This is a genomic window from Phenylobacterium sp., assembly GCF_036501465.1.
Lineage (GTDB): Bacteria > Pseudomonadota > Alphaproteobacteria > Caulobacterales > Caulobacteraceae > Phenylobacterium.
The window spans coordinates 22,172-32,643 of the sequence record NZ_DASYAF010000011.1; the positions used below are offsets into that span (position 1 = coordinate 22,172).

The window sequence follows — 10,472 nt, forward strand, 5'->3', positions numbered from 1 at the left end:
CTTGGGGTTCGACCGACCCGCTCCCGCCGCCGCCCGATGACGTGGCGCTGCCGGGGCGGGTTCTGGCGTTCAGGGGAGACCTTCAGATGCGTGCGCTCGGACCGGGATCGGTCTCCAGCTTCCTGAAGATCATCCTCGACGTGGTCTTCGCCGCCCTCTGGATCGCCCTGGGCGCCGTCGCCCTGGCCCTGCTGGCGGCCCTGCTGTTCAGCTTCAACCCCGACCTCTTCCCCGACATCCTGACCACCAACGCCGCCCTGGTGGCCACCCGCGGCCCGGTCTACGCCGGCGTCTTGTTGATGTTCGGCCTGTCGATCGGCGGCGTGCTGGTCATCGTCCATTCGCTGCGCCGGATCTTCGCGACGCTGACCGCCGGCGACCCCTTCCATCCCTACAATGTGCAGCGCCTGCGGCTGATCGGGCTGATGTTGGCGGCGCTCGAACTCGGCCGCTACGCGGTGTGGGGCCTCAGCCCCTTCGTGCCGCTGATGAAGCGGGTGGAGCACAACTTCAACCTGACGGCCTGGTTCTCGGTGCTGGTGGTCTTCGTCCTGGCCGAGGTGTTCCGGGAAGGCGCGCGCCTGCGCCGCGAAGCCGAACTGACCATCTGAGGCCGGGGAACACATGCCGATCCGCGTCCAGCTCGACCGCGTGCTCCTCGAAAAGCGCATGTCGCTTACTGAACTCGCCGACCGGGTGGGCGTGACCATCGCCAACCTTTCGATCCTGAAGACCGGCAAGGCGCGCGCGGTGCGCTTCACCACCCTGGCCGCGCTGTGCCGCGAACTCGACTGCCAGCCGGGCGACATCCTCAGCTACGAACCCGGGCCGGACGACGCGCCGGGCGACGATGAGGACGACGAGTAGGCCAAGGCCGCGCTATGCTGCGGCGCGATGGCACAAGGCGGCTTGGCCGTAGGAAGCCTTGCAATCTCAACGCTTGCTCCCTATATGCGGCGCACAATGCTGCGCTGCACAAAGGAGTGTCGCCATGTTCGCTGCTATTGAACGCTTCCTGAACGCCCTCTTCGCGCCGCTGGCGCGCGAGCTGGACCGGATGCCGCCGTCGGCCTTCCGCCACCTGATGGCCGGGCTCTGAGACGACGACGTCCCTTCAGGGATGTGAGAACCGGGCGGCTGGGAAACCAGCCGCCCGTTTTCGTTTCAGGAGTTTCTAGGCTTGCGCCGCCGCGCGCTGGAGCTCGAGCAGCTCGCCGATGCCCTTGCGGGCCAGGGCGAACAGGGCGTCGAACTCGGCCTGGGAAAAGCCGCGCTTCTCGCCGGTGGCCTGAACCTCGACGATGTCGCCCTTGCCGGTCAGCACGAAGTTGGCGTCGGCCTCGGCGTTGGAATCCTCCTCGTAGTCGAGGTCCAGCACCGGCGTGCCCTTGAAGACCCCGCAGCTGATCGCCGCCACCTGGTCGAGGATCGGGTCGGCTGTGATCAGGCCCTCCTCCATCAGGTAGCGGGTGCATTGGCGCAAGGCGACCCAGGCGCCGGTGATCGATGCGGTGCGCGTGCCGCCGTCGGCCTGGATCACATCGCAGTCGATGGAGATCTGCCGCTCGCCCAGCGCGCGCAGGTCGACCACGGCGCGCATGGAGCGGCCGATCAGCCGCTGGATCTCCTGGGTGCGGCCGGATTGCTTGCCCTGCGCGGCCTCGCGCCGGCCCCGCGTGTGGGTGGCCCTGGGCAGCATGCCATACTCGGCGGTGACCCAGCCCTGGCCCTTGCCGCGCAGGAAGCCGGGGACGCCTTCCTCCAGGCTGGCGGTCACCAGCACCCGGGTATGGCCGAAGCCGATCAGGCAGGAGCCTTCGGCGTAGCGATTGACGCCGGTCTCCAGGGTGACCGGCCTGAGCGCGTCGGCGAGGCGTTGGGAGGGGCGCATCGGAAACTCCTGGCGGGCTTGCGCGGCTTGCGCAGGCGAGGCCCGCGCTTATCCTAGATAGGCCGGTCCAGTCCATGGACGCCAAAGGAAGCTTGCACGGCCCCACGGTGAGCAGCCCCTTCTTCGCCCCCGGCCCCTCGCTGGCCGAACTCGACGAGCGCGCCCGCGACATCTTCCGCCGGATCGTGGAAAGCTATCTGGAGACCGGCGAGCCGGTGGGCTCGCGCACCTTGTCGAAGGGCGGGCTGTCGCTGTCCCCGGCCTCGATCCGCAACACCATGCAGGACCTGACCCAGCTCGGCCTGCTGGGCGCGCCGCATATCAGCGCCGGCCGCCTGCCGACCCACGCGGGCCTGCGGCTCTTCGTCGACGGCCTTTTGGAGGTGGGCGACGTGGGCGCGGCGGAGCGGCAGGCTATCGAGGCGCGCCTGATGGCCCATGGCCGCAACTACGAGGACGCGCTGAACGAGGCCTCCTCGATCCTCTCGGGCCTGGCCGGCGGCGCGGGCGTGGTGGTGACCCCGGTGCGCGACGCCGGCGTCAAGCACGTGGAGTTCGTGGCGCTCGGGCCCGAGCGGACGCTGGCGATCATGGTCTTCGCCGACGGCACGGTGGAGAACCGGCTGATCCGCCTGCCGGCCGGGGTGCCACCCTCGGCCCTGGTGGAGGCCTCGAACTTCCTGAACGCGCGGCTGACCGGGCGCACCCTGGCCGAAGCCATGGCCGACCTGGCCGCCGACCTCGCCCGCGCCCGCGCCCAGCTGGACGCCGCCGCCGCGCGGCTGGTGGAGGACGGCCTGGCCGCCTGGAGCGGCGGGGAGGCGGAGGACCGCGCGCTGATCGTCCGCGGCCGGGCGAACCTGCTGGAGGAAACGGGCGCCAGCGAGGACCTGGAGCGGGTGCGCTCGCTGTTCGAGGACCTGGAGCAGAAGGAGCAGCTGATCCAGCTGCTCGACGGGGTGCGCGAGGGCCAGGGCGTACGCATCTTCATCGGCGCGGAAACGCGGCTGTTCTCGCTTTCGGGTTCCGCCGTGATCGCCGCGCCCTATATGACGGGCTCGCAGCGGGTGCTGGGGGCGATCGGCGTGATCGGCCCGGCCCGCCTGAACTATGCCCGGATCATTCCGTTGGTGGACTATACCGCCCGGGTGCTGGGCCAGGTCATGAACGCCTAGACGGCGACCGAGGTATTGAGAGACAAGAGCGAGATGTCCGAAGACAACACGCCAGATGTGGCCGACGAGTTCCTCGCCAAGGCGGCGGAAGCGGAAATCGAAGCCTTGCGCGCCGAACTAGCCGCGCTGAAGGAACAGACCCTGCGCTACGCCGCGGAGGCCGAGAACACCAAGCGCCGGGCGGAACGCGAATCCAACGACGCGCGCGCCTACGCCATTCAGAAGTTCGCCCGCGACCTGTTGGGCGTGGCCGACAACCTGGCCCGCGCCCTGGCCCACGAGCCGGCCGACGGCGGCGACCCGGCGGTGAAGAACTTCGTGCTCGGCGTCGAGCTGACCGAGAAGGAGCTGCTGGGCGCCTTCGAGCGCAACGGCCTCAACCGCATCGCCCCGGAGCGCGGCGAGAAGTTCGACCCGCACAAGCACCAGGCCATGTCGGAGGTCCCCGGGACCGACGTGCCAGGCGGCGGCGTGGTGGAGGTGATGCAGCCGGGCTATGAGCTGCTGGGCCGGCTGATCCGCCCGGCGATGGTCATGGTCGCCGCCAAGGTCGCCGGCGCGCCGGAGGCCGAGACGCCCAAGGCCGGGGCCAATCCCTACGCCAGCGACGAGGGCGAAGCGGGCGGCTCGGTGGATACGCGGGCCTAGGGGCGGAACACTCTTCCGCCGGGGCCTAAAATAGCTAATGTCGCAAGTCCCTTTCACCTCGGGGGCGTCGGGCGCGAATCGCCCCCGGCGCGGTGGACTTCGGACCGGACGACATGAAGCTGACGATTGAACGGGCGGCGTTGCTCAAGGCGCTGGGGCACGTGCAGAGCGCGGTGGAGCGGCGCAACACCATCCCGATCCTGTCGAACGTGCTGCTGTCGGCCGAGCGCGACCGGCTGACCTTTTCGGCCACCGACCTGGATATGGAGATCGTCGACGAGGCGATGGCCCAGGTGGACCAGCCGGGCCAGATCACCGCGCCGGCCCACACCCTCTACGAGATCGTCCGCAAGCTGCCGGAAGGCGCCGATGTGGTGCTGGCCTTCACCGGCGAGGATCCGCGCCTGACCGTCTCGGCGGGCCGCAGCCGCTTCAACCTGCCGGTGCTGCCGGCCGGCGACTTCCCGGTGATGACCTCGGACGGCATGTCCGGCGGCCTGGCGGTGGACGTGAGCGACTTCATCCGCCTGATCGACAAGACCCGCTTCGCTATCTCGGCGGAGGAGACGCGCTATTACCTGAACGGCCTCTACGTCCACACGGTAGTCGAGGACGGCTCGCCCAAGCTGCGCTGCGTGGCCACCGACGGCTCGCGCCTGGCGCTGGCCGAGATGCCGGCCCCCGAGGGCGCGGTCGGCGCGCCGGGCGTGATCGTGCCGCGCAAGACGATCGCCGAGGCCCGGCGGCTGCTGGACGACGCCGGCGAGCAGGTGGAACTGCAGATCAGCCCGCAGAAGGTGCGCCTGGACTTCGGCGGCGCGGCCCTAACGTCCAAGGTCATCGACGGCACCTTCCCCGACTATCCGCGGGTGATCCCCAAGGACAACAACCGCATCGTCCGCGTGGACTCCAAGCTGTTCGCCCAGGCGGTGGACCGGGTGGCCACCATCTCGGCGGAGAAGAGCCGCTCGGTGCGCATGGCGGTCGAGGGCGGGCGCTGTGTGCTGACGGTGCGCAACATGGAGGCGGGCCAGGCGGTGGAGGAGCTGGAGCTCGACTACGACGGCGACGGCTTCGAGCTCAGCTTCAACGCCCGGTTCCTGCTGGACATCACCGACCAGATCTCGGGCGAGCTCTGCGAACTGCGCTTCGGCGGCCCCAACGACCCGGCCCTGGTGCTCGACCCGCAGGACGCCGACGTGCAGTACATCCTGATGCCGCTGAGGGTGTGACTTCCCTCCCCATCAGGGGACGGGGGAGGCCTTGTGGTAGGTGAGGTCGAAGGTGGGGGCCCAGGTCTTGCCGCCGTCCTTGGAGGCCGCGCCGGCCTGGCGGACGGAGCCGTCGGAGCTTTGGGTGTAGGTCATCCGCACCAGGTTGGGCTTGCCGTCGGGGCCCGGCCAATTGCCGGTGAGCACCATGGCGTGGCCGTCCCAGCCGCCCTTGAAATCGACGTACGACCCCGTGAAGTCGATCCAGGTCTGGCGCCAGCCTTTTTCGGCGGGGACGTAGATGGAGAGGCTGCCGCCGGCGCCTCCGGCGTTCGGCATCCAGTTCTCGCGGATGCCGCAACCGTAGACCTTTTCGATCAGGCTGTGGGCGGTGACGGTGTCCTTGCCGGTCGGCGTGATGTCCCAGCGCCCGACCCAGAAGTCGAACTGGCCGTGCTGGGGATCGGCGCAGGCATTGGCCGGCGGGGGTGCGGGCTTTGACGCCTGGGCGGCGGCCCAGGACGGCAGGGCGGCCGCCAGCGCGGCGGCGATCAGAAGGCGGCGAGACATGCTGCGGCTCCGCGGTTTCCGGCGAAGCTTGGATCGCTGCAGGGGCGGCGGGAGCGACTTGCGACGAACGCCGCCCGTCCTGCGATCAACCGCCCTCCCTTAGTGTGGAGGGACAGGCGCGCAGCGCCAGGGTGGGGGAGTCCGGATCATCTCCGACCCCAGCACTCCGGCTCAGAATTCCCAACCCGGCTGTCGCTTCGCTCCAGCCACCCTCCCCATGAAGGGGAGGGAAATCAGTGCCCGTGGCTGCCTTCGTAGACGCCGGGGGCGACCAGTTCGCTCTCCGAGCCTTCGCTGCCCTTGGGCAGCACGAAGCGGCGGTCGCAATAGGTGCATTCGACGAAGTCGGCCTCACCCATCTCCAGCCAGACGCGTGGGTGGCCGAGCGCGCCGCCCACCCCGTCGCAGGCCACCCGCCGGGAGCGGACCACGATCACCTCCGGCGCCGGCAGGTTGGGCGTCAGCGCGCCCTTGGCCGGCGCGGGCTCGGGCTTCTTCTTCGCCGAGGCAGGCTTCACGAGAGCTTTGGCGGGGGCTTTGCGGGCCATTCTGAGATCCTTGCCGGCGGCGCGATTGTGGAGGCCCCGCCGCGCGCCTAGGTATGCGAGCGTGGCTTTCCCCGTCAATCTCGACGGGCGCCGCCGAGATATCCGTTCAGGACGCTTATGGATCTTCCCGACTACGCCATCGAGGCCAGGGGCCTGGTCAAGACCTACGCCGCCACCAAGACGACGCCGCAGATGCAGGCGTTGAAGGGCATCGACCTGGCGATCCCACGCGGATCGATCTTCGGCCTGCTGGGCCCGAACGGCGCCGGCAAGTCGACTTTCATCAACATCCTGGCCGGCCTCTGCCGCAAGACCTCGGGCACGGTGAGCATCTGGGGCCGCGACATCGACGAGCGCCCCAGGGACGCGCGCGCCGCGATCGGGGTGGTGCCGCAGGAGATCGCCGCCGACCCGTTCTTCACCCCGTTCGAGGCCCTGGACGTGGCGGCCGGCATGTACGCCGTGCCGAAGGCCGAGCGGCGCACGATGGAGCTGCTGACCGCGCTCGGCCTGGCCGACAAGGCCAGTGCCTACGTCCGCCAGCTCTCCGGCGGCATGAAGCGCCGCCTGATGGTCGCCAAAGCCATGGTGCACAACCCGCCGGTGCTGATCCTCGACGAGCCCACGGCCGGCGTGGATGTGGAGCTGCGCCGCCAGCTCTGGGCCTATGTGCTGGAGCTGAACCGCAAGGGCGTGACCATCGTGCTCACCACCCACTACCTGGAAGAGGCCCAGGAGCTCTGCGACCAGATCGCCATCATCAACCGCGGCCAGGTGGTGGCCTGCGAGCCGACGACGCAACTGCTGTCGCGGATGGACACCCGCAAGGTGCTGGTGACGCCGCAGGAGCCGATGACCGCGGCGCCGGCGCTGAAGGGCTTCGAGACCGCGCTGACGCCGGCCGGCGGCTTCTCGGTCAGCTACCGCACCGGCCAGTCGAGCGTCGAGCAGGTGCTGGCGGCGATCCGCGCGGCCGGCCTGCACATCAAGGACATCTCCACCGAAGACCCCGACCTTGAGGACGTCTTCGTCTCGCTCACCTACGCGGCCGAGGAGAAGGTGGCCTAGAGCGCCTCAGGTCTTTTGGGCCGACAGCTGGTCGAACCAGGCCCGGATGGCCGGGGCGGCATGGAAGACCGTGGCGTTGTGGTCGTAGGGGCCCACATTGACCGCCTCGGCCAGGCCGCCGCGCCGCCCGGCCTCCGCCACGAAGGCCAGGGTGTCCTCGGCCGGCACATCCACATCGCGGCCGCCGTAGTGGGCGCGCAACGGCGCGCGCGGCGCCCAGGCGTAGGCCTCGTTCGCCCGCGCGCCGTCCATCAGCCAATGGGGCTGGCCGGCATCGAACGCCGCCAGGAACTCAGGCGTGAACAGGCTGCGCGGCGTGGCGGGGAGGGCGGTCTTGATGTCGGCGGTGTGGTCGCCGTCCAGCAGCCGTGTAACCGAGGCGGCGTAGCGGGGTTGCAGCACCTCGGCCAGCGGTCGGCGGTAGTAGGTGGCGTAGGATAGGGCCCAGGCGGCCAGATAGGTCGAATCCTCCACCGAGCGGCCCCGCATGGCGAAGGGTATCGAGATGTCGGCGAGGTTATAGGCCCCGGAGATCGGGGCGCTGGCGCGCACGCGAAGCGTCGGATCGGCGCGGCGCTCCAGCTCGCGATGCATCACGGCGGAGGAATGGCCGCCCTGGGAGAAGCCGGCGATGTAGAGGTCTGGCGTCCAGGCGCGACCCAGACCCGCCACGAACCGTCGCGCCGCTGTCAGGAAGTCTAGCGTCACGGCGATGGTGCTGGGGTTGTAGTAGTAGGCCTGCACGGCGCGCGAGACGCCCAGGCCCAGAAGGTCCGGCGCGAGCATCAGGTAGCCACCGCCCGCGAAGACCGCCGCCGCGGTGATCCCCTCGTTCAGGCTTGGCGCGGAGATCGAGCCGGCGCGGTTGGTGTTGGTGCCGTGCATCCAGAGCGCGGTCCCTTGCGCGGCGCCATGGGCCGGGACCGCCACCAGGCCTGAGACCAGCGCCGGCGTCCCGTTGGTCCGCGACCAGTAACTGAGGCGGTAAAGCTCGGCGCCGCCGCGAACCGACACGGGCCGTGGCAGGCGGGCCGCCCCCAGGAGCACCTGGAGCAGGACTTTCGGATAGCCGGCCAGGAAGGCGACCTCGGCGATCGAGCCGGGCGTTTGCGGATCGCCTCCGGGCCCGGCGCGGGGGCCGCAGCCCGCCAGCAGGCCGCTGCCTGCCAGGCCGGCGATCAGGCCCCTGCGATCGATGGCGCTCCCCATGCGACTTGCCCCCAGTCGACGGATCCTACAGCGGTCCGGGCGTGAGCTGCAGCACCCAGGCGCCGTCCCGGCTGTGGAACACCGACTGCAGCCCGGCGACCACCGCCGCCCATGTGCGCGAGCCCGGCGCGATCTCCTCCACATGGCCGTCGCCGGGGATCGCGTAGGTCCAGGCGCGGATGTCGCCCTTGGCGCGGGCCTTGGCGACATAGGCCTTGCCCTGGGCAGGCGGAGCGGTGTCGTCGAGGCCGCCGTGGATCAGCATGCGCGCGCCCGCCACCGGCAACAGGACGGCAGGCGAGGTGTCGCTCAAGGGGTCGCGTCGCGTCGAGCCGGCCAACAGCCTGGCCACTGTCTTCTCGCCGCAGCCCGCCTGGGCGGTGGAGAGGTCCGGCAGGCCGCCCAGGCTGACCGTCCAGAGGACGTCGAGGGGCTTGTCGTCATAGAGCGGGCTGTCGTGCGGCAGCCTGCGCCGCGCCGCCAGCCAGAGCGCCAGCTGGCCGCCTGCCGAGTGGCCGAGTATCACGATGCGGCTGGTCCGCATTCCATACTCGCGGCCGTGCGCCAGCAGGGCGTCGGCGGCGGCGTTGACGTCCTGGAAGACGCCCGGATAGCCGCCGCCGGGCCGGTCGACGCCGCGGTATTCGATGTTCCAGACCGCGATGCCGCGCCTCCTCAGGTCCTCGGCGGCGTAGTCCATGACGTGCAGGTTGGAGAGACCGCTGCGCCAGCAGCCGCCGTGGATCATCAGCACGGTGGGGAACGGCCCCCTGCCGTCGGGCCGCCAGACCTCGGCGACCTGCAGCGGGTCGGGGCCATAAGGCACGACGGCGGTGGCCTTGGGATGTGGGCGGGCCAGCAGGTCGTCCCAGCCCATCAGCCTGGGCTGGGCCTGCGCGGGCAGGGCGAGCGCCGCCGCCAGGGCTACGAGCGCCAGGCGCACGGGCATCAGCCGGTCAGGCTGGCGATATCCGCCCAGCCGTAGGCCACCTCGTAGAGCAGCCGCCCGCCGGGGCCGGGCTCCTGCCGCGCCGGCTCGGCGCGGCCGCCCAGGTGCTCGTAGAAGCCGCGGGCGCGGATGTTGTCGCGCAGGACCGAGATCATCAGCGAGACCGCGCCCTGCGCCGCCAGCGCCCGGGCCGTCTCGATCATCAACTGCTTGCCGAGTCCTTCGCCCTGCGCCTCGCGTAGCACATAGAGGGTGGCGATCTCCGCCTCGCCGCCCTGGTCGAGGCGGACGGGCGAGCGCCGCGAGGCCCCGCCCTGGGCATAGCCCACCAGGCCGTAGCGATGCGCGGCGACCAGGGTCACGCTGTCGCCAGGCGCCGTCAGTTGCCGCCGGAAGCGCCGCGCGAAGCCCGGCTCGCTCATCCGCGCCAGGAACGCGTCGGGCAACAGGCCGCGATAGGTCTCCCGCCAGGAGGCCACGTGGACGCGCGCCAACTCCTCGGCGTCCGACGGACCGGCGGGGAAGACCACGAAGCTCAAGGCGCCAGACGCTCCACGGGATGCGACATCCATCCACAGCTTGGGCTTGTTCGCCGCGTGTTCAAGGGGCTGACGGGACTCACCTGCGCGGATAGCGTCGCCTGTTCCATGAACGCCCAGGCTCAAACGACCTTGCCCGATCCCTCCGCCGGCGCCTCGCCGGTGATGGCGCAATATTTCGAGGCCAAGACCCGCCAGCCCGACGCCCTGGTGTTCTTCCGCATGGGCGATTTCTACGAGCTGTTCTTCGAGGACGCCCAGAAGGCCAGCGCCGCGCTTGGCATCACCCTGACGGCGCGCGGCCAGCACGGCGGCAATCCGATCCCCATGTGCGGCGTGCCGGTGCATGCGGCCGAGGCCTATCTCGCCAAGCTGATCCGCGCCGGCTTCAAGGTCGCCGTCTGCGAGCAGATGGAGAATCCGGCGGAGGCCAGGAAGCGAGGCTCCAAGTCGGTGGTCCACCGCGACGTGGTGCGCGTGGTGACGCCGGGCACGCTCACCGAAGAGGGCCTGCTGGACGCCCGGGGCGCCAATCGCCTCGCCGCCATCGCCGTGCGCGGCGGCCAGGCGGCGGTGGCCAGCGTCGAGCTTTCCACCGGCGAGGTGGAGTGCCTGGCGACCAGCGTCTCGGGCCTGGCTTCGGCGCTGGCGGCGCTGGGTCCCT

The 10,472-nt window shown here is 70.5% G+C and carries 12 protein-coding genes and 1 pseudogene; 7 read left to right on the forward strand and 6 right to left on the reverse strand.

Going from position 1 to position 10,472, the window contains the following annotated elements; translation table 11 throughout:
* The first annotated feature begins 86 nt into the window (after nucleotides 1-86).
* Nucleotides 87-611, forward strand: coding sequence for a DUF2975 domain-containing protein (locus VGL85_RS01275; protein WP_331585184.1), 525 nt, complete (start codon nucleotides 87-89; stop codon nucleotides 609-611).
* A 13-nt stretch (nucleotides 612-624) separates the two neighbouring features.
* Entirely contained in the window at nucleotides 625-867 is a 243-nt protein-coding gene (locus VGL85_RS01280) for a helix-turn-helix transcriptional regulator (protein WP_331585186.1), read from the forward strand.
* A gap of 307 nt (nucleotides 868-1,174) precedes the next feature.
* On the opposite strand, the gene rph is transcribed toward VGL85_RS01280, so the two are convergent.
* Complete coding sequence (gene rph, locus VGL85_RS01285; protein ID WP_331585188.1) at nucleotides 1,175-1,891, reverse strand: ribonuclease PH; 717 nt, start codon at nucleotides 1,889-1,891, stop codon at nucleotides 1,175-1,177.
* Between the two features lie 74 nt (nucleotides 1,892-1,965).
* Here rph and hrcA point away from each other — a divergent pair, with 74 nt between their 5' ends.
* The 3 genes from hrcA to dnaN all read left to right on the forward strand — a co-directional run bounded on the left by hrcA (nucleotide 1,966) and on the right by dnaN (nucleotide 4,946).
* The gene (gene hrcA, locus VGL85_RS01290) at nucleotides 1,966-3,066 is read left to right on the forward strand and encodes a heat-inducible transcriptional repressor HrcA (protein ID WP_331585190.1); all 1,101 of its coding nucleotides are present in this window, start codon (nucleotides 1,966-1,968) and stop codon (nucleotides 3,064-3,066) included.
* Nucleotides 3,067-3,099: 33 nt separating this feature from the next.
* Nucleotides 3,100-3,714 (forward strand): nucleotide exchange factor GrpE, encoded by a 615-nt coding sequence (grpE, locus tag VGL85_RS01295; RefSeq protein ID WP_331585192.1) that lies wholly within the window; start codon nucleotides 3,100-3,102, stop codon nucleotides 3,712-3,714.
* A 113-nt stretch (nucleotides 3,715-3,827) separates the two neighbouring features.
* Nucleotides 3,828-4,946, forward strand: a complete 1,119-nt coding sequence (dnaN, locus tag VGL85_RS01300) for a DNA polymerase III subunit beta (RefSeq protein ID WP_331585194.1) — start codon at nucleotides 3,828-3,830, stop codon at nucleotides 4,944-4,946.
* A 12-nt stretch (nucleotides 4,947-4,958) separates the two neighbouring features.
* Here dnaN and VGL85_RS01305 read toward each other — a convergent pair whose 3' ends face one another.
* Nucleotides 4,959-5,495: a hypothetical protein gene (locus tag VGL85_RS01305; protein ID WP_331585196.1), complete on the reverse strand. Its 537-nt coding sequence runs from the start codon at nucleotides 5,493-5,495 to the stop codon at nucleotides 4,959-4,961.
* A gap of 233 nt (nucleotides 5,496-5,728) precedes the next feature.
* Nucleotides 5,729-6,043: a zinc-finger domain-containing protein gene (locus VGL85_RS01310; RefSeq protein ID WP_331585198.1), complete on the reverse strand. Its 315-nt coding sequence runs from the start codon at nucleotides 6,041-6,043 to the stop codon at nucleotides 5,729-5,731.
* A gap of 117 nt (nucleotides 6,044-6,160) precedes the next feature.
* Here VGL85_RS01310 and VGL85_RS01315 point away from each other — a divergent pair, with 117 nt between their 5' ends.
* Nucleotides 6,161-7,111, forward strand: coding sequence for an ABC transporter ATP-binding protein (locus VGL85_RS01315; protein WP_331585200.1), 951 nt, complete (start codon nucleotides 6,161-6,163; stop codon nucleotides 7,109-7,111).
* A 6-nt stretch (nucleotides 7,112-7,117) separates the two neighbouring features.
* Here VGL85_RS01315 and VGL85_RS01320 read toward each other — a convergent pair whose 3' ends face one another.
* The 3 genes from VGL85_RS01320 to VGL85_RS01330 are packed head-to-tail and all read right to left on the reverse strand — an operon-like array spanning nucleotide 7,118 to nucleotide 9,799.
* The gene (locus VGL85_RS01320; protein ID WP_331585202.1) at nucleotides 7,118-8,320 is read right to left on the reverse strand and encodes a hypothetical protein; all 1,203 of its coding nucleotides are present in this window, start codon (nucleotides 8,318-8,320) and stop codon (nucleotides 7,118-7,120) included.
* A 25-nt stretch (nucleotides 8,321-8,345) separates the two neighbouring features.
* Nucleotides 8,346-9,269, reverse strand: a complete 924-nt coding sequence (locus VGL85_RS01325; RefSeq protein ID WP_331585203.1) for an alpha/beta hydrolase — start codon at nucleotides 9,267-9,269, stop codon at nucleotides 8,346-8,348.
* Nucleotides 9,269-9,799, reverse strand: coding sequence for a GNAT family N-acetyltransferase (locus VGL85_RS01330; RefSeq protein ID WP_331585207.1), 531 nt, complete (start codon nucleotides 9,797-9,799; stop codon nucleotides 9,269-9,271). Before VGL85_RS01330 ends, VGL85_RS01325 begins: the two co-directional genes overlap by 1 nt.
* Nucleotides 9,800-9,916: 117 nt before the next feature.
* Here VGL85_RS01330 and VGL85_RS01335 point away from each other — a divergent pair.
* Nucleotides 9,917-10,472, forward strand: a pseudogene (locus tag VGL85_RS01335) (DNA mismatch repair protein MutS); the annotation flags it as partial.